Source organism: Rhizobium sp. 18055 (assembly GCF_902706285.1).
GTDB lineage: Bacteria > Pseudomonadota > Alphaproteobacteria > Rhizobiales > Rhizobiaceae > Rhizobium.
Map to the genome: position 1 here is coordinate 14,870 of NZ_CACSKD010000022.1, position 20,059 is coordinate 34,928.

Below are 20,059 nucleotides of genomic sequence, written 5' to 3' on the forward strand. Positions count from 1 at the left end.
CGACCGCAGCCCCATCACTCATTTGGACGGTAGGTGAATGGCAATACTCTCGGTAAAAAACATACAGAAGCAATTCGGCGCCTTGTTCGCGCTTGATGACGTCAGCGTCGATTTTCACGAAGGCGAGGTCGTCGCGTTGCTCGGTGACAATGGAGCGGGGAAATCGACCCTAATCAAAGTTATCTCCGGGACCTATGTTCCAGATGGCGGCGAAATCGTCCTTGGCGGGCAAAGTGTTAAGTTCGACAATCCACGCGCTGCGCTGGATGCCGGGATACAGACGGTTTTCCAGGACCTCGCACTTTGCGACAACCTTGATGTCGTCGACAACCTCTATCTGGGGCGCGAATTGCGCCGATCCTTGGTGCCGGGGATCTCTTTCTTCGATCGGCGCCTGATGCGCGAGAACACGGGGCGGCTTCTGAAGGAGTTGGCGGTGGATCTGCCCTCTGTCGACGCCAAGGTTAAAGATTTGTCGGGCGGACAGCGGCAGTCTGTGGCAATCGCCAAGGCAGTGAATTCCAAGTGCCAGGTTATCATCATGGACGAGCCGACAGCAGCGCTCGGTGTTGCGCAGACGCGAAAGGTGCTTGCGCTCGTCAAGGAGTTGAAGGCACGCGGCATGTGCGTGATCTACATCACTCACAACATGCATGACGTTATGGAGGTCTGCGACCGCTGTGTTGTCATGAAGAACGGCCGAAAAGTCGGCGAAGTCGCAACAAACTCGATCAGCAAAGAGGCGCTGGCGAACGTCATCATCACAGGTGACATGGATCGCTACCGACAAGCCCCCACTGCTGTCCAATAAGGTGAACCATGAGCGATATCGCAACTACAACTCAGTCTGCATCTGGTGGCTTTGGTGTCACCTTCTGGCGCCTCTTCGATAAAGTCGGCCCTTTGCTTCTTTTGATCGTCGTTCTTCTCGTGGTGACAGCGATCAAGCCGTCCTTTCTGACTGGCGCGAACCTCATGACCATCGGTCTTCAGGCATCGGTAAACGCTTTGCTCGCACTCGGAATGACCCTCGTGATTATAGCGGGCGGCATCGATCTCTCAGTCGGGACGTCTATGTCCCTCGCCATGGTGATCATGGCCGTTTGCACGTTGACAGTCGGTGTTCCCATGCCTGTGGGTCTGTTGGTCGCCCTCGGCGCAGGGATGTTGGTTGGCCTAATCAACGGCACTTTGATTGCCTATGGTCGCATCCCAGCGTTCATCGCGACGCTAGGCTTGCTCGGTATTGCCCAAGGCACCGCATTGAAGCTCTCCGGCGGCTATTCGATGTACGGCTTTCCAGACTGGTTCGATTTCATCGGCAATGGACGTATCGCCGGGATACCGATGCCGATCATCATCGTCGCCGTCGCCGCCTTGGGAACCCACTACATATTCACGCAGCGCCCGCTCGGTAGGTATGCATATGCACTCGGAGCGAGCGAGGAGAGCGTACGGCGTGCCGGCGTGAATGTAGGGAGGTTGAAGCTCAAGATTTACCTGTTTGCAGGCGCCATGGTGGGCGTTGCCTCGATCGTACTTTCTTCGCGCATCAGCTCCGCTCATCCGGGAATAGGCCTAGGGTTCGAGTTGGACGCGATCGCAGCGTCGGTCATTGGCGGAGCGAGCCTGATGGGTGGCCGCGGTACGGTCATCGGAGCGATTAGCGGATCCCTCGTTATGGCAACCATCCGTTTCGCTTTGAATGTCTTTGGGATGGAACCATTCCTCCAGCAGATCGTCGTTGGCGTGGTTTTGATTGGGGCTGTCTATCTCGACACGGTCCGGGTTGCTCAGGAAGAGATGCGCACGAAAGCTCGAGCACGCAATTAAACCCGGCATCCGCTGGGCTACCATTGAAACTGTGAGGGGTGTGGCTTTCTGCACCCCTTCTTCATTCAGCCAAGGAGGATAGAAATGAAAGCCATCCGCTTTCACGACCGCAATGACCTACGCTTGGAAGACGTCGCGGCACCAGGGCCGCTTAGGTCCGACGAGATTCTGCTCAAGCCGATCTTCTGCGGCATCTGCGGCAGCGATCTTCACGAGTACGCACACGGACCGATCGGTGCCCGCAGGACCGCGCACCCGTTCACCGGCGCCTCGATGCCACAGATCCTCGGTCACGAATTCTCCGCCACCGTTGAAGCGGTAGGGGACAACGTGGCGAACGTGAAGGTTGGAGACAGGGTCTCCATTCAGCCACAGATGTCGCCGAAGGACCACTTTGGCCGGAAGGGTTGGTATCAGCTGAGTCCAGATTTCGCGGTCGTCGGTTTCAGTTGGCAATGGGGCGGCATGGCACAACAGGCCGTCGTCAAAGACTACAACGTATTCAAGGTGCCGGATGACGTCAGCGACATTCAGGCAGCGCTGGTTGAACCTGCTGCCGTCGCGGTGCACGCTGTCGACAGGGCGGGTATCTCTCCCGGTAATAGCGTTCTAATCACGGGGTTCGGCCCAATCGGGGCTCTGTGTGCGATGGCGGCTCGAGCGGCGGGCGCAACGACGATCTTCGTGAGTGAAACAAACGAGCAAAGACTGGCGCAAGTCAAGGATCTCGTGCCGGAGGCGATCACGATCAATCCAAGGAATGGCGATCTCGTCCAGATTATTCAGCAGCACACGATTGAGGGGCTGGGCGTGGACGCTTCAATTGAGTGCGCTGGCGTCGAGGCGTCCGTCAACGGTTGCATCGACGCGACCCGGCCCCAAGGCAGAATTGTTCAACTTGCCCTGATACCGGAACGAGTAAAGACGGACCTCTTGAAGTTGGTGTTCAAGGACATCGACCTACGCGGCGTCATTGCATATCCGACCGTTATCTGGCCGCGTGTCCTCGAATTGATCAGCAGTGGCCATTTTCCTGTCGAGCGAATTGTGACCAGCACGGTGGCGATGGAGGATGGGATCTCGCGTGGTTTCGATCTCCTTCTCGATCCCTCCAATCGGGAAATGAAGGTGCTGATCGATTTGCGTTAGTGACGAAACGAATTAGGGTAGAGACCGAGCTGCAAAACGACAGCTCGGTTTCTATAAGACATTCGCTAGGGCACCTCTGGAAGTACCTTTTCTCCAGACACAACTAGACGGCGCGGCGGTCGCCGCCGTAGCGAATGTTGTAAATGCGAATATACTCTTCGGGCGAACCGGGGAGGTGGGCGCTTATCAATTCGACCAGCTTCTGGTTGTCTGTTCCCTTCATCGCTTCGATGATCGCCCAGTGCTGACTCACCACCTTTTTCATATGGGTTTGATCTCCATACTTTGTGGCACGGATCAGATGCGCCTTCCTGGCGTAGTCGTGAATTGTCTGAACCAGATGCTTGTTCGGACACGCTGAGTACTGGAGGCGGTGAAAGTCGATATTTAGATGAAACACCTCTCGGAACCGCTCCGCGGAGACGGCCTCCTCGTGCCGGGTTTGCACCGCCTCCATCCGCGAAATCAGTTCCGTTGAGACCGGAAGAAGAGTGATTGCGCCGGCATGTGTTTCAAGCACTCGTCTGACCTCGTAGATCTCCAGAACTTCTGCAGGCGTGAGTTCGGTTACGATGGCTCCCTTGTTCGGGACGCGCTCGACCAAGCCAAGATCCTCAAGCGTAGAGAAAACCTCCCGGATGACGTGCCGTTTGGCATCGAACCGCTCGGAGAGACGTTCCTCGATTAGACGGGACTGAGGTGGCAGCACGCCAAAAACAATATCCTCCTCGATCGCGCTCAAAATCTCACTCGTCTGCATAACTCACCCTCTCGCCGTAGATTTTCGATGCCACCATACAATCGGCAGGTGGCGTCCCGCAAGATTGTTAACAAAATTAGTGACAATTTTTCTTCGCTTGCATTTTTGGTGCTTTACGACCTGCAACTATCATGTTACCGAGATTGTTAACAATCCAATTACGCAGTTTTAACAGATTTCTTGGAGGATCGATGAAGCAGGAATTCATTAAATTTGGCCGACGTTTGCGCGTGGGCATGGTCGGAGGCGGTTTCGATTCCGTTATTGGCGAAACCCACAGGCTGGCTTTTCAAGCTGATGGTCACTGGGATCTTGTGGCCGGGGCGTTCTCTATCAACCCTGTCGTTTGCGAGGAGACAGCAAAGGGACTCTTCATTGCTGATGACCGAAACTACACGGACTATCGCGAGATGGCTCTCAAGGAAGCTGCGCGCGCCGATGGTATCGACGCGGTCGTTATCGCAACTCCTCCCGGTATCCATAATGCTGTTGCAGAAACATTCCTTGATGCTGGAATTCACGTCATTTGCGAAAAGCCGCTGACGAGAACCGTGGAAGAAGCCCGGCAGCTAGAGCAGGCGGTCGCGCGCTCAGGTAAGATTTTTGTGCTTACACATTGCTACTCGGGATTCCCTATGGTTCGCCAGGCGAGAGAACTCGTTGCGTCAGGCGCGCTGGGAAAAATCCGTTTGATCGATATGGAGTTTGCGGGCGGTTCTCCAGGTGTCTCGGAGGAGCCTGAAGACCTGTCGAAGCGCCATTGGCGGTTCCAGCCGCAGAACGGCAAGGAAATGATCCTCGGCGAGGTCGGATCGCACGCATATCACATGGTGCGATACATCACTGGCATGACACCCACTCGTCTGTCGGCGTTCATGCAGACGTTCGTTCCTCGGCGTGAAGTTTACGACAACGCCTTTCTGAACTTTGAATTTGCCGATGGTGCAGCAGGGCGGCTTTGGTCAAGCTATGTCGCGACTGGGACGCAGCACGGTCTTGGCTTTCGCATCTACGGTGATAAGGCGGCAATCGAATGGCATGAAGAGGACGGCGAGTATCTTCGCTTCCGTCCTCTCCGAGAGCCGGAAACCATGCTTCGCGCGGGTCAGGATGGTACCTCGAATTTCGTCGGATATTCTGCGCGGTTCCGTCCCGGTCATACCGAAGGGTACATTCTCGCTTTCGCAAACATCTACCGTGAAGCCGCACTGGCAATCATCCAGGCGGAGACTGGCGGAGATAGCACTCAGTATACATCTGGCCTTCCCAGTGTCTCCGATGGGTTGGCAGGGGTATTGATGATCGATGCAGCAGCTGCCTCTGCGAATGCCGGCGGCACTTGGGTCGATATCGGCTGACCTGAAACTGGGTGCGCATGGTTTGCGCACCCATTCCAGCCAACACCTGAACGAAGACTTGGGCTCAGAGCCCTTTGGAGGAATTAATATGCGGCCGAATGGTCTTCACTCCGTATGGGACGCGGACAAGTATGCCCTCAACGCCTGGCTCTCTATTGGTTCGAGCTACAGCGCGGAGGTAATCGCTAATCTTCCCTACGACGCAGTCACTGTCGACCTGCAGCACGGTATGTTCGACTTCGATACTGCGCTTGTCATGTTGCAGGCGATCTCAGCCACCAACGCTGTGCCTATGGTTCGTGTCTCGCACAATACGGGATGGATGATACAGAAATTGCTCGACATGGGAGCTTACGGCGTCATCTGCCCGATGATCGATACCCGCGCGGATTGCGAGGCATTCGTGCGCTCGATGCGTTACCCGCCAACGGGTGACCGCAGCTTCGGTCCTTCGAGAGGTTTGCTCTATGGCGGCGGCGATTACGCAGCTCATGCCGACGAGACCGTGCTCGCGTGGGCGATGATTGAGACGGAAGCTGCGATCGAGAACCTCAACGATATCGTGAGTGTGGACGGACTGGATGGGATCTATATCGGTCCGAGCGACCTGTCGATGACGCTTGACGGCAAAATCACCAATCCGCTGTCGCCCCGTGTAACGGAGGTGATTGATCTCGTCATCGCTGCTGCCCACGCAAATAAGAAGCGTGTCGGCATCTTTTGTCCGGACGCGAAGTTCGCAAGGGAAATGATCGAGAAGGGGTGCGACTTGGTGACGGTTATGAACGATGCCGGGCTCGTTCGCCAGGCAACAAGCGCGCTAATCAAAGATCTGGAGAGCGCTAAGAGAGTCGCTGCCAGATAAGGGAGGATACCAATGACTGAGACTCAAAGCGGAAACCTTAGTTTCGATAACCACAAGCTTGATCGGCTCCTTGAGCAGGCAGGACTCGATGCTGTCCTCATCACCTCGAAGCATAACATCCAGTACCTGCTCGGAGGATATCGCTACTTCTTCTACAGCTTCATGGACGCGCATGGATTGAGCCGATACCTGCCGTTTATTGTGTACGTTCGGGGCAATCTTGATAAGGCCGCCTACGTGGGCAGCCCAATGGAACGCTTCGAAAAGGACCTTGGCAAATTCTGGATGTCGAAAACCGACTTCACCAGCATGACGACTGTCAAATACGCCGCGGCCGCAGCGGCCCACTTGCAAAAAGTGGGTTTGGCGTCCGGAAGGATCGGAATTGAACCGGGATACCTTCCGGTGGACGCCTACGAAGCGCTCCGTTCGGCGCTACCAGAGGCGAAGCTTGAGAACGCGACGTTTCCCCTGGAGCTGCTCCGTACAGTCAAAACTCCGACTGAACTCGCGATCCTCAAGGCGGCGTCCGAGAAAGTCATCGACTCAATGGCTGCGGTATTTGCCACTCACGGCCCAGGTTCGACCAAAAACGAGCTGATCGCAGCACTGCGCAAGGAAGAACAGGATCGCGGTTTGCTGTTCGAATATTGCCTCTGCAATATTGGTACGGATTTCAATCGCGCTCCATCCAATCAAGTCTGGAAAGACGGTGAAGTTCTCTGCCTGGACTCCGGGGGCAATTATCAGGGATACATCGGCGATCTCGCTCGCATGGCGTACGCAGGCAAGCCTGACAGCGAATTGGAAGATCTTCTTGGATTCATCGAGGAAGTTCAGCAGGCGGCCCGCAAGCCTATCAAGCCCGGTGCGCTCGGTGGAGAAATATATGTGGTTCCCGACCAATTGGTTGCAAAATCGCCTCTCAAAGCGAACCTGGAATTCGTGGCGCATGGAATGGGAATCGTAAGTCACGAGGGGCCATGGCTGACCGACCGCTGCTCCGTCCCCTATGAAGCTTATCATGCTGGGCAACCACTCGAAGCCGGCATGGTGCTCTCGATTGAGACCACTCTTCACCATCCGAAACGAGGTTTCATCAAACTCGAGGACACCGTCGTCGTTACCGACACCTCTTGGGAGTCCTATGGCGATGGCGCCCGAGGCTGGAACGGCTGATCAAATACAATCGGCTCATTAAGGGCCGATCCACATGAAGTTGGATTGTTGACTAGATCGTCAACAAGGGAGAGAGACTATGATTAAGTTTGCGATCGTGGGAACAGGCTGGATTGGCGGAATTCACGCGGACCGCCTTCGGCAGTGTGAAGGCGCAGAGCTTGCGTATGTTTTCGACGTCCGGCCGTACGCTGCACACGCTTTCGCTGCACAGTATGGCGGCGTGGTAACCGGCTCGATCGAAGAAACGTGCCAGAAGGCCGACGCCATAATCATCGCTTCTTCGACCACCTCCCATGAAGCAGTTGCCAAGGCGTGCATCGCGGCGGGCAAGCCTTTTCTGGTAGAAAAGCCGGTTGCGCATAATCAGGCCGCGGCTACCGAAGTTCGTGACGCAGCGGCGAAGTCTGGCGTCCTGTCGATGGTGGGCTTCAATCGGCGATTCCATCCGGGCTATTCTCGGATCAGGGAAGCCATTAGCAATGGCGTGATTGGCAACGTCGAAAGCATCCGCTTCACTGTCAAAACTGCCACTCCGCCATCGGCTGACTTTTTGAAGACCTCCGGCGGACTTTTCGGTGAGTTCGGCATCCATTTCTTCGACCTTGCCTGCTGGCTGACGGACGACCGCCCGGTCGAAGTCTATGCAATGGGCTCCACTCTTACAGACCCAGACTACGAAGCTATCGGTCACATCGATACTGCCGCAGTCGTGGTACGGATGTCTCGCGGAGCGCTGTTTCAGCTGGATATTGGATGGCGCTCGACCTACGGGCACGACGAACGTCTCGAGGTGTTCGGCTCTAAGGGCGTTTTCACTAGCGGCGACGCCGTGATTACAATGCCGATCACCGCTGGTGACGCTCCGCGCGATCCTGAGCAAAGCCTGCCAGACTGGTTCGAGCGTTTTGAAGCAACCTACTTGATAGAACTCGAAGCGTTCGTCGGTATGATTTCTGGTAACGAAGCCTTTGGCGCATCGCTCCAGGATGGCTTGGTCGCTCAGGCACTCGCCGACGCGGCAGGAAAATCGGTCAAGCTAAACCAGCCAGTGAAGTTGGAAGTCCCACCTCTTCCAGGCGTTATCGATTACGTGCGGGAGGCTTCGTCATGAGTGGCCAAGCGCGCAGCCCTGTATGCGCTCTGCGTAGCGTTGGTAAGCAGTTCGGACCAGTAGTTGCCTGCGAGGGTATCTCGATCGAACTGTTCGCGGGCGAGGCGGTTGCGCTCGCAGGCGAAAACGGTGCAGGCAAGAGCACGACCGCAAAATGCCTCTACGGGTATTATTCGCCCACAGCTGGCCATATCGAGGTGGATGGCCAGGAGGCTACCTTGCGCTCGCCGCGGGACGGTGAGGCAGCTGGGATCGTAGTCATCCCCCAGGAGCTAGATCTTTTTCCAGAGCTTTCGATCGTCGAAAACATGTTCATGGGCCAGGAACGTCCACGAACGAAAATCGGCACGTTTGATTGGGGACGCATGAAGAAGACAGCGCAGGACATCCTTGCGCGACTTGGGTTGCGTCTGGACGTCTCCCTCCCTGTAAAACTACTTTCGGCTGCAAACTGTAAGCTCGTCGAGATCGCGCGTGCGCTTAACCGCAACGCGCGGGTCATCATCATGGACGAGCCGACCGCAGCGCTAACGGATCGTGAGGTGAGGCGTCTTCTATCGATCGTCTGCGACCTTAAAGCCCAGGGCGTTGCCGTGGTCTATATCTCTCATCGCCTCGACGAGATCTTCGAGGTCTGTGACCGCATTGTCGTCCTGCGAGATGGCAAGACCGTCGGTGACAAGCCCACTTCGGAGTTCACCGAAAGCAGCCTTGTCAAGATGATGGTTGGTAGGCCGCTTGAGAGCCTGTTCACGCACAGTCCTCATCCGACGGGCGCCGTTGCATTGGAAGTAAAGAGCCTGACGAGCTCACCTTCTTTCCGCGATGTTTCGTTTCAGCTTCGTCGCGGTGAGATTCTAGGAATCTCAGGTTTGATCGGCGCAGGGCGGAGCGAACTTGCTCACGCGTTGTTCGGTCTGCGGCCTTACAGCGGGCAGATTCTGGTCGACGGGACGGAGACTAAGGTTAGATCGGTCTCGGACGCCTTCGCAAATGGTATCGCTTATCTGCCAGAAGAAAGGCGTTCGCAGGGTTTGATCCTGCCGTTCTCTATTCAGGAGAACATATCCTTGGCAAGCCTTGGCCGCTTCACGCGTTTTGGTCTTGTCAGCGATAAAAAAGAATCTGACTTCGCCCACAAGGCGGCTAACGACTTTACCGTGGTGGGAGCAGGGATCGATGCCGCAGTCTCAGTTCTTTCGGGTGGCAACCAGCAAAAGGTTCTGATCGCCAAGACACTCGCTAGGAACCCGAGGATTATCATCCTCGACGAACCCACCCGTGGAGTGGATGTCGGCGCGAAGTCCGAGATCTACAAGATCATCGACGATCTAGCGCGCCAAGGGTGTGCAGTGCTTCTTATATCGTCCGAACTCAACGAGGTCCTAGCCATGTCCGACCGGATCCTCGTTATGAGAGAAGGCGTCGCTGTCCAGACATTCGAGCGAAACGAGTTTTCGCCTGAAGCGATCGGTGCCGCGGCTGCAGGGCAGAAGGTAGTTTCTGATGTCGCTTGAAATCGAAAGCCAGACTCGAACGGTAGATGGTATCGACAACATCTCAATGTGGAAATCGTTAGCTGCATTGCCGGCGGCACCTTCGGCGATCTTTCTAGTCGTTGCTGTGTGCGTCATCGGTGCATTCACAAACGGATTTCTTACCGTAGCAAACATTCAGGGTATCCTGGAACAGGCCGTTCTCATCTCGATCGTCGCGCTTGCCGTGAACCAGGTCATCCTTAGCGGTGAGATCGACGTCTCGACCGGCTCGCTGTTAGCCGTTTGCGCGTTTGTATATGGCAATGTCGCCGATGTTGCCGGCCCATGGGGAGCGTTACTGGCGGCGTTGGTTGTGGGTGGCCTTATCGGAACTTTCAACGGCGTTGTGTCGACGTACGCAAGAGTGCCATCCATCATCACGACACTCGGAATGCTGTTCATTCTGCGCGGCGCCGTCCTGCTATTCGGGGGCGCGCAGGTTTTGAATATGGCTCCCGAATGGCGAATTTTTGGTCAGGGCTTACTCATCGGGATCCCGGTGACCATCGTCCTGACTATTCTTGTCTTCGTGGCGATGGAGATTGCTAGCCGTCACACCGTCTGGGGACGTAACACGATTGCTATCGGCGGCAACGAGAGTGCAGCGCGGACACTTGGCTTGCCCATCCGTCAAACCAAGATCGTATGCTTCGTCTTGAGTGGGCTCGGCTGCGGGCTAGCGGCTGCTGTCTTCCTTGGCCAAATCGGACAGTTGCAGGCGACGGCAGCAACGGGCTTCGAACTCAAGGTTATTGCTGCGGTCGTGCTCGGAGGCACCAGTATTAAAGGTGGGCGTGGTTCGAACGTATCGCCGATCGTCGGAGCCATCCTAGTTGGCGTCATCCTCAACGCCATGACGCTAAATCGCGTACCCGGAACTTTCGAGCTGCTTGTTCTCGGATCGTTGATCCTTGGCGCTGTGTCCTTCGAGGGCATTCGGCAACGGCTCCTTGCGAAAGGTCACTGACATGAACACCTCGATCACAAAAAAGAACGCAAACCCAATTCAGCTCAATAGAAGTGTCGCGCTGGCCGCGCTGTTTGTTGTCCAAATCGCGGTAACGAGCTGGCTCGTTCCCGGATACTTTGATGTCGGCGGACTTCTGGATGCGACCCGATCTTTTTCCGAGGCAGGACTGGTCGCGCTTGGAATGACGCTGATCATCATCACTGGTGGTATCGACCTATCGGTTGGTGCATTGATGGCTTTGGTTTCCGTTACCATCGGGTTCAGCTATCAGGCCGGCTTGCCGCTTTGGTTGGCGTCCACCGCCGGCGTGGGTGTCGGTGTGCTGGGAGGCCTCTTCAATGGCCTGTTCATTACCTACTTCCGCCTCCATCCGCTGGTGGTGACGCTTGGGACATTCGCACTCTTCCGAGGGATTGCTTTCGCAGTCTCCGATGCGAACGCCGTCTCGGGATTCCCTGACTGGTTTTCTGTATTCGGACAAACGATCGTGGGCTCGTTCCCTCTCCAGTTCCTCGTACTTTGCGCGTTTGTCGTTCTGTTTTGGGTCTTGTTGTCGAAGAGCCAGTTTGGTCGCTATGTCTACGCGGTCGGTCACAACGATATTGCTTCGAGGTTCGCGGGAATTCCGACGAACGCGGTGATCATCGCCGTCTATACGCTGACCGGCTTTCTGGTCGGGATTGCGGGGCTGATCTACACCTCGAGAATTGCAAGCGCGCGAGGAAACGCGGGTCTCGGGCTGGAGTTGACCGTCATAGCGATGGTCGTACTTGGCGGAACCAAGATCACGGGAGGGTCCGGCACGATTGCTGGGACGGTGATGGGTATCCTCATTCTATCCTATCTGCAGGACGGCCTCACCTTTGCCGGCGTGCGTGGTGATTGGGGTCTAATCTTTATTGGCATTTTTCTAATCCTTGGCGTCTTCGCCAACGAATTCTTCCGCGAACGCTCGCGGTAAGTGGATGACCAATGGTGGTCTTTTACGGGAGGAACGTATGTACAAGTCAAATACAAGCAATCTGAAAGGCCGCCGAGGCTTTCTCATGACTGCCGTAGCCGCGGTCGCGCTGATGGGCGTCGCCGCGCCGGCATTAGCGAAGGATGTTGTGATCGGCCTTATCCCGAAGTTCACAAGCGATCCATATTTCGTGGCGGCGAACAAGGGGGCCCAGGAAGCGGCGAAGGAACTCGGGTACACAGTCGAGTTCAATGGTCCGGTTGACGCAAACGTCGCGACCCAATCCGACATCATTGACAAGTTCATTCGTAGGCGTGTTACCGCTATCGCGGTTTCTGCGAATGATCCGACCGCGCTTGCTCCCGCGATGAAGCGCGCCCAGGCTGCAGGTATCAAAACGATCACCTGGGATGCTGACGTGACGCCAGATGCTCGGTCTGTTTTCCTCAATCAGGCGACTTTCGAGGGCATGGGCCGCACATTCGCGGACATGATGGTACGTTCCGCTGGGACCGCCGAGGGCGACTTCCTTATCGTTACGGCCGTGTTGACTTCGCCGAACCAGAATAGGTGGATCGGCGAACTGAAGAAGTACGCAGCCGAGAAGTACCCCAAGATGAAGTTCCCGGCGATCCTTCCTGGTGATGAAGATCTTGAGAAAAGCAAGAACGTCACCCTGAACTATCTCCAGGCAAACCCGAACACCAAGGGCGTCATCGCCGTCACCGGGATCGCAACGCCAGGCGTTATCGAAGCGGTTAAGCAGCTTAATCTCGTCGGCAAAGTTGCGGTGACTGGTCTAGGTGTTCCGAGCCTCATTCGAAGCTATCTCATGGACGGCTCCCTGAAAGAGGCCGCACTGTGGAGCCCGGTGGATATCGGCTACGGTGCAATCTATCTCGCCAAGGGCGAGATCGACGGCACAATCAAGCCGGAATCGGGAAGCGTTGATGCAGGGCGCCTTGGTAAGCTGAAGTTCATTAGCAAGGATACCGTTCTTCTCGGCGACCCCTTCATCTTCACGAAGGACAACGTCGACCAGTTTGACTTCTAAATTCCTACGCGCCGAGGCCAGACATAAGCTGGCCTCGGACTTCAATTAGTATGCCCTTGGAGCATTCGGTGTGCCAAAGCTAGCTGCCAATCTGACCATGATGTTTAACGAGGTGGAATTCCTCGATCGCTTCCAGGCCGCTGCAAAGGCAGGGTTTAAGGCTGTAGAGTATCTGTTCCCATATGATTTCGAGGCGGAATTGATCGCTGACAAGCTCGCAGCGGCCGGACTGACTCAGGCTCTCTTCAATATGCCGCCCGGCGACTGGTCAAAGGGTGATCGAGGCACTGCCGCTTTACCCGGTCGAAAAGAAGAGTTCAGGCGCTCGGTCGCAAAGGCTGTGGCATACGGGAAGGTCATCAACACACCCCTTCTTCATATGATGGCTGGCATCGCGGAGAGTGCTGACACCGCAGCAAGAGCTGCTTATCTCGATTCACTCAAGTTTGCTGCAGATCTGACGGGAGAGGCGGGTATTGGCCTTGTGATCGAGCCGATCAATCGGCGAGATATGCCGGAATACTTCCTGAATGATTTCGCGCAGGCAGCCGAGTTGGTCGCCGCCGTGGACCGACCTCATGTGAAGTTGCAGTATGATATCTACCATCGACAGATACTGCACGGCGATGTCTTAGTTTCGCTGGAAGCTTTGCTGCCTATCGTCGGCCACGTGCAAATCGCCTCCGTTCCCAAGCGCAATGAGCCGGGCACCGGCGAGTTGGACGATTTTCGTATCCTTCGCCGGTTAGACGAACTTGGTTACGACGGTCTAGTGGGCTGCGAGTACCGGCCCGCGGGAGACACTGTGACTGGCCTGTCGTGGATCGACAGCATGAAGTCCGCCGCTCTGTGATTTAGTTAAGGAAGAAATTATGTTGCTAGGAGCAATTGCTGACGATCTGACAGGAGCCACGGATCTAGCTCTAACGCTGTCCCGCGAGGGTATGCGCACCGTGCAAGTCGTTGGGGTTCCAGATCAAAACCTGAATCTTGGCGGTGCAGATGCAGTGGTCATTGCGCTGAAGTCGCGGACGATACCTGCCGAAGACGCTGTCAATCAGTCCGTATCCGCGGCTCGCTATCTCCTTGAACATGGAGCGCAACAGCTATTCTTCAAATATTGCTCGACATTCGACTCGACGACCGACGGAAATATAGGTCCGGTCGCAGATGCGCTTCTCGACCTTCTGGGTACGAAAATTGCCTTCGTGTGCCCGGCTTTCCCGACCAATGGGCGCACTGTTTACAACGGGCATCTTTTCGTTGGACAGTCCCTGTTGTCGGAGAGTCCAATGAAGGACCATCCGCTTACGCCGATGAGGGATCCCAACCTTCTGCGGGTACTTCAGTCGCAATCGACTTCGAAAATCGGACTCGTACCGTTCACTTCAGTAGAGGCAGGTGAGACATCGATACGGTATGCCGCTGAGGGACTTGCGAAAGAAGGCGTCAGACTAGCGGTTGTCGATGCCATCAGCGACAGGCATCTGCGCGCAATTGGACATGCCGCTAGCGAAATGAAGCTCGTAACCGGCGGTTCGGGTGTCGCTCTCGGCCTTCCGGACAATTTCAGACGGTCTGGAAAGCTGGCGGATACGACTATCTCGTTGTTCGCTCCTCCGGCTGGCAGAGGCGTGATGTTCGCTGGCTCTTGCTCTGCCGCTACCCGCCGTCAGACATCGGCTGCCATTGCCGCAGGGACGCCAACGTTGAAAGTCGATCCTTTCGAGATTAGCACGGGCAAAGTCAGCGCCAACGACGTCGTCTCTTGGGTGAGGGCGCTACCCTCGCACCAAATCCCGCTAATTTACTCGAGCGCCGACCCAGCTGAGGTTCAGTCTGCCCAAGAGCAACTCGGTCGTGAGAGGGCAGGCACAATTATCGAAATGTTCCTCGGTCAAGTCGCACGCGAGCTGCGTAACGAGGGATTTGACCGGTTCGTCGTTGCGGGAGGAGAGACCTCAGGCGCCGTCGTGCATGCGCTCGGCGTGGAGGCTATCGCAATTGGGCCCGAAATCGATCCTGGCGTGCCGTGGACGGTGAGTATCGACCAGGGGACTCCTGTCGCCCTCGCTTTGAAGTCCGGCAATTTCGGTGCAGATGATTTCTTCGCCAAAGCTTGGCGGTCGATCTAGTGGTCGCGTTCCTGCATGAAGAGACACGGCTTCGCGATGAGATCGTGGCGGTCGGAAAATCGTTGTTTGACCGAGGTCTCACATTCGGGTCCACCGGTAACATCAGCGCTCGCCTTTCGAGCGGCGAGCTCTTGATGACGCCTACCAACGAATCCTTGGGAAGCTTGAACCCGAAGACGCTTTCAAAGTTCTCCGCTGAAGGTGTGCACGTGTCTGGGGCACGCCCCACTAAGGAGGCCTTCCTTCATCAGTGTATGTACTGCCATCAAAGAATGAGTGGGGCAGTCGTTCACCTTCATTCGACCTACGCTGTCGCCGCAAGCATTCTGGACAATGTTAACGCCGACGATGTTCTACCACCTTTAACCGCCTACTATGTGATGCGTGTCGGATCGTTGCCGCTGGTTCCGTACTTCCCCCCCGGTGATGATCAGCTAGCTGCCGCAGTGGGCGAAAAGGCGAAACATAGCCACGCCGTGTTGCTCGCCAACCATGGTCAGGTTGTAGCCGGTCGCACGCTCAAAGACGCTCAGTATGCCGCCGAAGAGCTGGAAGAGACAGCAAAGCTATTCATATTGTTAGCGGGAAAAAGGACGCGGCCACTGTCAAGCGAGCAAGCGGTAGCCTTAAAGGCGAGATGACAGCCCCGCGATCGACCCCCAACTACTCAAACATGTGATGGTTGACGAGATTCTTGAGAGCCGCCGAGCAAAGGGTGGCGGCGTCATGCGAATTACGAGGGATGAAGCTCTTGCTTCACCCCTCGTCAGATTCAATCGTACTTGATACTCTGGCCGGCAGTTCTTGCAGCGGCGGTAACTGCATCAGCAATGGTCTGCACGATGACCGCATGGTTTACATCGAGAGCGTTCTGCTTCCCGTCCAGCGTGTCGATAAAGTATTCCAGTTCGGCCGCATAAGCCGCTGCATACCGCTCAAGGAAAAACGGTGCGTGGACCGCTGTTTGGATTCCACCTGCCGTCCACGATTCCGTCAAATCGACGGGTTGGTTTCTGGTCCGGAGCGTCCCCTTTTCTCCATGGACTTCGACGCGTTGGTCGAAACCGGCGGCCGACCTTCTGGACACTGAATGTGTTGCGATCGCTCCTGACGGCATCTTCAAGATGGCCGATGCAGTATCATGGTCGTGGACCTCGGCGCATACGGGTGAGATCAGCGCGGATCCAGTTGCCCACACTTCTGTGGGATATTCGCCGGCCAAAAAGACCGCGAGGTCGATGTCGTGGATCATCATGTCCCGGAAAATGCCGCCGGACGTCCTGATGTAATCGCCGGGAGGGGGTGATGGATCTTTCCCGATGAGCATCAAAGCTTCGAGGCGACCAATCTCGCCGGATTGTATCCGAGATCGCAATTGCGATAGGGACGGATCGAAACGCTTGTTCAGAGCGATCATGAAGTGCGCGTTGCGCGCCGCAACGAAGTCGCGAGCACGCTTTGCCGTGTCCAGATCGAGCGAGAGCGGCTTCTCGCAAAGCATCGGCCTCCCAATCTTCGCAGCCGCCATTACCTGGTCAACGTGTAGCTCAGTGGGCGAGGCAATTACGATCGCGTCGACCTCAGGATCGCTCAAGAGATCTTCGAACGTGCTATGCTGTTTGCAACCATATCGCTTTGAGGCCTCCTGAAGTCGCGATCCGTCGGGATCATACACCGCAGCAAGTGTTGCTCGCGCTGATGCAGAGACGTTGTATGCGTGGATCTGACCGATCCTTCCTAACCCTATGACACCAAGTCGAACCATTTTTTCTCCGTTACGCCATGACGTTTGTTGAAGCGACAAGACAATTGCGACGGCAGGTCACCCCACTTCCAAGGCAGTCCTTGCCGCGTATGAGGAGAGATAGCCGTCTTTCGCTCGAGGAAGATGGATCTTGACCAAATCGATAAGAGCGTTGCGATCATGCTTCTTAAGAGCATCGATCATTCGCCAATGTTCATCGCAGACGCCGGACAAGAACTCACGCTGTTGGTAGGGATGGAATCTGACGAGCAATGCCCGATTTGCCATTATGTCGATCATCTCGACCAGGTGCTCATTGCCGCATAATCGATACATCTCGCGATGAAACTCGTTGTTGGTGACGAAAATCTTTCGCTGATCAAGCGCTTGAACCGCTTCGGTGTGCGTCTGCTGGATTGCCGTCAGATGTTCGAGCGCGTCATCGTTCAGCGGAAACGGAATGCGATCTACCGCCAGCGTCTCTAGTTCGATTCTGACGTCGTAGATTTTTTCGACTTCGACGGGCGTCAAATCGCGAACGGCTGCGCCACGATTGAGTGTTCGTTGCACGAGGCCGTCCAGTTCAAGCCGCGACAACGCCTCCCGAAGAGCCGCTCGATTCGTTTGTAGACGTTCTACTAACTCGCTTTCGATCAGACGTTCGCGCGGATGGCGTATCCCGAAGACTATCTCTTCTTTCAGCCGCTCGTACGTGGCGGTTGCCGACGGTGAAAGTCGTGACGGCGAATGCATTTTCGTTCCTTTTTAATAGGCCTATGGCCGCCCGACTAGGCACCAAGATCGAACGCTAACTTCCCGAGCGCTTGATGTCAAACACGATTGTCTTACTAAGTTGTTTGACAATCTAGTAAGGCAATGCTTATTTCGACCTCGGGAGGATCGGGAAGAATGGACAACACGAGTGCAGTGGGACTGAGTGTCCCTCTTATCCATGCTGAGGGCGTGACGAAGTCCTACGGGGGTGTTCGGGCCTTGCTTGATGGCCGTCTCACGCTGCGGAGAGGTGAGGTTCACGCTCTCTTAGGCGGGAACGGTGCGGGCAAGTCCACATTTCTGAGCATCCTCACCGGGATCGTCCGCGCAGATGGCGGCCAGGTGAATATTAAGGGGCGGCCTGTGCGCTACATGCGCCCATCGGACGCGCTGGCCGACGGCATTGCAATCATTACTCAGGAGTTGAGTGCGCAGCCTGAAATGACGGTAGCTCAGAACCTTTTTCTCGGCATCGAGAACAATGCTGCTGGGTTCCTCAATGACCGTGCGATGATTGCCGACGCAAAGAAGCTACTTGATACGCTTGGGTTTGATCTCGATCCGAATGCAAAGATGAAGCGTTTGTCGGTCGCGCAGCAGCAGATCGTTGAGATCGCAAAAGCTATCAATCGCCGCAGCGACATCCTGATTATGGATGAACCTACCTCCGCTCTCGGAGATCGTGAGACCGAAATCCTCTTCGAGGCCATACGACGCCTACGGTCGAATGGTATCGGGATCATCTATGTTTCGCACAGGCTCACCGACATTTTCCAGATAGCTGACCGCTATACCATTTTTGGTGATGGTCGATTTGTCGAGACAGGGAACATCGCGGATATTGACCGGGCTGGACTCATCCGCCTGATTGTAGGGCGGACGCTTCCCGATCAGGTCAGGGAACAAAAGCTGGCCGTGACGGAACCTCTCCTGGAGGTACGTGATTTTTCCGCAGCAACGCTCTTCACAGATATCAACTTGACGGTTTGCAAAGGTGAGGTGCTTGGCATCTTCGGCCTGATGGGCGCTGGACGTAGCGAGTTTGCCGAGGCGCTTTTCGGCAATGCGCGAAAAGACCGAGGTGAGGTGAAACTGAACGGTCAGCCTATCGACATCAAGAGTCCTACCGACGCTCTCTCGGCCGGTATCGCGATGGTCACGGAAGATCGCGCGAGCACAGGACTTATCCTGCTCTCATCGATCCGCGACAACATCTCGCTTCCCGCGCTTCGGCAATTTTCACGCGGGGGGATAATCAAAGGAAAGGCGGAGGCCGCAAGTGTGCGAGCACTTATGGAAAAGCTCCGCGTCAAGGCTGCGTCGTCGGCGACGCGCGTTAGAAATCTCAGTGGCGGCAACCAACAGAAGGTAGTTCTGGCCAAGTGCCTTAACACCAGTCCGAAGTTTCTAATCTGCGATGAGCCCACACGTGGTGTCGACGAAGGCGCGAAGCGTGAGATCTACGCGTTCCTCGCGGACTTCGCTTCGCGAGGCAATGGGGCCCTGTTCATCTCTTCGGAGGTTCCCGAGCTAATCGCCAACACCGACAGAATAATCGTGTTTAAGCGTGGTTCTATCGTGGCCGAGGTCAAGTCGGCCGAGACCAGCCAAGAACAGCTTCTACACTTGGCATCATAGGGGTAAAAGTCTTGAGCGTTATCACCACAGATCGGTCGTCGCGAGTTTCGCAGTTCGTCGTCGACTACGGGATTTTCATCTCATTCGCAGCTATCTTCGTCGCGCTATCATTGATGAACGAGTACTTTCTGAGTTCGCAGAACCTACTCAACGTCATGCGGCAGATTTCAATCAACGGCGTGCTCGCAGTTGGGATGACGTTCGTTATCCTGACAGGTGGGATCGACCTTTCCGTTGGTTCGATTTTGGCTTTCGCTGGGATGGTCGCCGCTAGCCTGGTTCCCGCTGCAGATCCACATATGACAGTCGTTGCACTGCTGGCCGCGATCGCTGTAGGCGCCGCTTTTGGCCTGGTCAACGGCTCCACGATCTCGCTTTTTTCCCTGCCTCCCTTCGTCGTTACGTTGGGCATGCTGAGCGGGGCGCGAGGCGCAACGCTTCTCTATAGCGACGGCAGGCCAATCGCAACGCTGGCGGATAGCTACAAGTTCCTAGGGCAGGGTACGCTCCTCGGACTGCCCGTCCCGGTTATTGCCTTCGCTATCATCGCTTTGCTTGGATGGATGCTTCTGCGCTTCACCGTGTTTGGTCGCTATGTATATGCCGTTGGTGGGAACGCTCGCAGTGCACGCACAAGCGGGGTGTCAGTCCGACAGGTGACTGTCCTTGTTTACGTCATCATGGGCTCACTGGCTGGATTGGCTGGTGCGTTGCTCACGGCCCGCACCTCTGCCGCCGTTCCTCAAGCAGGACTTGGCTATGAGCTCGATGCAATCGCCGCAGTAGTTATCGGCGGAACGAGCCTAACCGGAGGCGTGGGCCGCATTGGATACACGATCATCGGCGTCTTGATCATTGGCATGGTCAATAACGGCTTGGACCTCATGGGGGTCTCTTCTTACTACCAGCAGATAATTAAGGGATTTATTATCGTGCTGGCCGTCCTGATCGACAAATCCCGTCATCAACACTGAGTGGAGGAGGAAC

The 20,059-nt window shown here is 55.8% G+C and carries 19 protein-coding genes; 16 read left to right on the forward strand and 3 right to left on the reverse strand.

Features of this window, described 5'->3' with window-relative positions; genetic code table 11:
* Positions 1–37 precede the first annotated feature (37 nt).
* The 3 genes from GVL52_RS25695 (at position 38) to GVL52_RS25705 (ending at position 2,982) form a co-directional block, all read left to right on the forward strand.
* Positions 38–811 carry an ATP-binding cassette domain-containing protein gene (locus GVL52_RS25695; RefSeq protein WP_160012266.1) on the forward strand — a complete coding sequence of 258 codons (774 nt, stop codon included), beginning with the start codon at positions 38–40 and terminating at the stop codon, positions 809–811.
* 8 nt (positions 812–819) lie between these two features.
* Positions 820–1,833, forward strand: a complete 1,014-nt coding sequence (locus GVL52_RS25700; protein WP_160012267.1) for an ABC transporter permease — start codon at positions 820–822, stop codon at positions 1,831–1,833.
* 84 nt (positions 1,834–1,917) lie between these two features.
* Complete coding sequence (locus GVL52_RS25705) at positions 1,918–2,982, forward strand: zinc-binding dehydrogenase (protein WP_160012268.1); 1,065 nt, start codon at positions 1,918–1,920, stop codon at positions 2,980–2,982.
* Between the two features lie 103 nt (positions 2,983–3,085).
* Here GVL52_RS25705 and GVL52_RS25710 read toward each other — a convergent pair whose 3' ends face one another.
* Positions 3,086–3,724 carry a GntR family transcriptional regulator gene (locus GVL52_RS25710; RefSeq protein ID WP_160012269.1) on the reverse strand — a complete coding sequence of 213 codons (639 nt, stop codon included), beginning with the start codon at positions 3,722–3,724 and terminating at the stop codon, positions 3,086–3,088.
* Positions 3,725–3,933: 209 nt separating this feature from the next.
* Between GVL52_RS25710 and GVL52_RS25715 the strand changes: the two genes are divergently transcribed.
* From GVL52_RS25715 to otnC, 11 genes are all read left to right on the forward strand, one after another.
* A complete protein-coding gene (locus GVL52_RS25715; protein ID WP_160012270.1) occupies positions 3,934–5,100 on the forward strand; it encodes a Gfo/Idh/MocA family protein in 1,167 nt (388 codons plus the stop codon).
* A complete protein-coding gene (locus GVL52_RS25720) occupies positions 5,048–5,965 on the forward strand; it encodes an HpcH/HpaI aldolase/citrate lyase family protein (protein WP_160012271.1) in 918 nt (305 codons plus the stop codon). The genes GVL52_RS25715 and GVL52_RS25720 overlap by 53 nt, the downstream gene beginning before the upstream one ends.
* Before the next feature lie 12 nt (positions 5,966–5,977).
* Positions 5,978–7,144, forward strand: coding sequence for a Xaa-Pro peptidase family protein (locus GVL52_RS25725; RefSeq protein WP_160012272.1), 1,167 nt, complete (start codon positions 5,978–5,980; stop codon positions 7,142–7,144).
* Between the two features lie 79 nt (positions 7,145–7,223).
* On the forward strand, positions 7,224–8,258 hold the full coding sequence (locus GVL52_RS25730; protein WP_160012273.1) for a Gfo/Idh/MocA family oxidoreductase: 1,035 nt from the start codon (positions 7,224–7,226) through the stop codon (positions 8,256–8,258).
* The gene (locus GVL52_RS25735; RefSeq protein ID WP_160012274.1) at positions 8,255–9,775 is read left to right on the forward strand and encodes a sugar ABC transporter ATP-binding protein; all 1,521 of its coding nucleotides are present in this window, start codon (positions 8,255–8,257) and stop codon (positions 9,773–9,775) included. Before GVL52_RS25730 ends, GVL52_RS25735 begins: the two co-directional genes overlap by 4 nt.
* Entirely contained in the window at positions 9,765–10,763 is a 999-nt protein-coding gene (locus tag GVL52_RS25740; RefSeq protein ID WP_160012275.1) for an ABC transporter permease, read from the forward strand. Before GVL52_RS25735 ends, GVL52_RS25740 begins: the two co-directional genes overlap by 11 nt.
* A gap of 1 nt (position 10,764) precedes the next feature.
* Complete coding sequence (locus GVL52_RS25745; RefSeq protein WP_160012276.1) at positions 10,765–11,727, forward strand: ABC transporter permease; 963 nt, start codon at positions 10,765–10,767, stop codon at positions 11,725–11,727.
* Between the two features lie 37 nt (positions 11,728–11,764).
* Positions 11,765–12,781 carry a substrate-binding domain-containing protein gene (locus GVL52_RS25750; protein WP_160012277.1) on the forward strand — a complete coding sequence of 339 codons (1,017 nt, stop codon included), beginning with the start codon at positions 11,765–11,767 and terminating at the stop codon, positions 12,779–12,781.
* A 70-nt stretch (positions 12,782–12,851) separates the two neighbouring features.
* Complete coding sequence (gene otnI / locus GVL52_RS25755; RefSeq protein ID WP_160012278.1) at positions 12,852–13,634, forward strand: 2-oxo-tetronate isomerase; 783 nt, start codon at positions 12,852–12,854, stop codon at positions 13,632–13,634.
* A 19-nt stretch (positions 13,635–13,653) separates the two neighbouring features.
* On the forward strand, positions 13,654–14,916 hold the full coding sequence (otnK, locus tag GVL52_RS25760) for a 3-oxo-tetronate kinase (protein WP_160012279.1): 1,263 nt from the start codon (positions 13,654–13,656) through the stop codon (positions 14,914–14,916).
* Positions 14,916–15,557: a 3-oxo-tetronate 4-phosphate decarboxylase gene (otnC, locus tag GVL52_RS25765; protein WP_160012302.1), complete on the forward strand. Its 642-nt coding sequence runs from the start codon at positions 14,916–14,918 to the stop codon at positions 15,555–15,557. Before otnK ends, otnC begins: the two co-directional genes overlap by 1 nt.
* A 131-nt stretch (positions 15,558–15,688) precedes the next feature.
* On the opposite strand, the gene GVL52_RS25770 is transcribed toward otnC, so the two are convergent.
* Positions 15,689–16,681, reverse strand: coding sequence for a Gfo/Idh/MocA family oxidoreductase (locus GVL52_RS25770; RefSeq protein WP_160012280.1), 993 nt, complete (start codon positions 16,679–16,681; stop codon positions 15,689–15,691).
* Positions 16,682–16,738: 57 nt separating this feature from the next.
* Complete coding sequence (locus GVL52_RS25775) at positions 16,739–17,413, reverse strand: GntR family transcriptional regulator (RefSeq protein ID WP_160012281.1); 675 nt, start codon at positions 17,411–17,413, stop codon at positions 16,739–16,741.
* Between the two features lie 156 nt (positions 17,414–17,569).
* On the opposite strand from GVL52_RS25775, the gene GVL52_RS25780 reads away from it, so the two are divergent.
* Together GVL52_RS25780 and GVL52_RS25785 are read left to right on the forward strand one after the other, a co-directional pair.
* On the forward strand, positions 17,570–19,072 hold the full coding sequence (locus tag GVL52_RS25780) for a sugar ABC transporter ATP-binding protein (protein ID WP_160012282.1): 1,503 nt from the start codon (positions 17,570–17,572) through the stop codon (positions 19,070–19,072).
* A gap of 11 nt (positions 19,073–19,083) precedes the next feature.
* Entirely contained in the window at positions 19,084–20,046 is a 963-nt protein-coding gene (locus GVL52_RS25785) for an ABC transporter permease (protein ID WP_244619282.1), read from the forward strand.
* Positions 20,047–20,059: the final 13 nt, after the last annotated feature.

Coding starts and splice junctions, on each gene's coding strand:
- GVL52_RS25735 (WP_160012274.1), top strand. CDS start 8,255: ATGAGTGGCCAAGCGCGCAGCCCTGTATGCGCTCTGCGTAGCGTTGGT.
- GVL52_RS25700 (WP_160012267.1), top strand. CDS start 820: ATGAGCGATATCGCAACTACAACTCAGTCTGCATCTGGTGGCTTTGGT.
- GVL52_RS25775 (WP_160012281.1), bottom strand. CDS start 17,413: ATGCATTCGCCGTCACGACTTTCACCGTCGGCAACCGCCACGTACGAG.
- GVL52_RS25720 (WP_160012271.1), top strand. CDS start 5,048: ATGCAGCAGCTGCCTCTGCGAATGCCGGCGGCACTTGGGTCGATATCG.
- GVL52_RS25745 (WP_160012276.1), top strand. CDS start 10,765: ATGAACACCTCGATCACAAAAAAGAACGCAAACCCAATTCAGCTCAAT.
- GVL52_RS25780 (WP_160012282.1), top strand. CDS start 17,570: ATGGACAACACGAGTGCAGTGGGACTGAGTGTCCCTCTTATCCATGCT.
- GVL52_RS25715 (WP_160012270.1), top strand. CDS start 3,934: ATGAAGCAGGAATTCATTAAATTTGGCCGACGTTTGCGCGTGGGCATG.
- GVL52_RS25695 (WP_160012266.1), top strand. CDS start 38: ATGGCAATACTCTCGGTAAAAAACATACAGAAGCAATTCGGCGCCTTG.
- GVL52_RS25725 (WP_160012272.1), top strand. CDS start 5,978: ATGACTGAGACTCAAAGCGGAAACCTTAGTTTCGATAACCACAAGCTT.
- GVL52_RS25770 (WP_160012280.1), bottom strand. CDS start 16,681: ATGGTTCGACTTGGTGTCATAGGGTTAGGAAGGATCGGTCAGATCCAC.
- GVL52_RS25740 (WP_160012275.1), top strand. CDS start 9,765: ATGTCGCTTGAAATCGAAAGCCAGACTCGAACGGTAGATGGTATCGAC.
- GVL52_RS25750 (WP_160012277.1), top strand. CDS start 11,765: ATGTACAAGTCAAATACAAGCAATCTGAAAGGCCGCCGAGGCTTTCTC.
- GVL52_RS25730 (WP_160012273.1), top strand. CDS start 7,224: ATGATTAAGTTTGCGATCGTGGGAACAGGCTGGATTGGCGGAATTCAC.
- GVL52_RS25705 (WP_160012268.1), top strand. CDS start 1,918: ATGAAAGCCATCCGCTTTCACGACCGCAATGACCTACGCTTGGAAGAC.
- otnK (WP_160012279.1), top strand. CDS start 13,654: ATGTTGCTAGGAGCAATTGCTGACGATCTGACAGGAGCCACGGATCTA.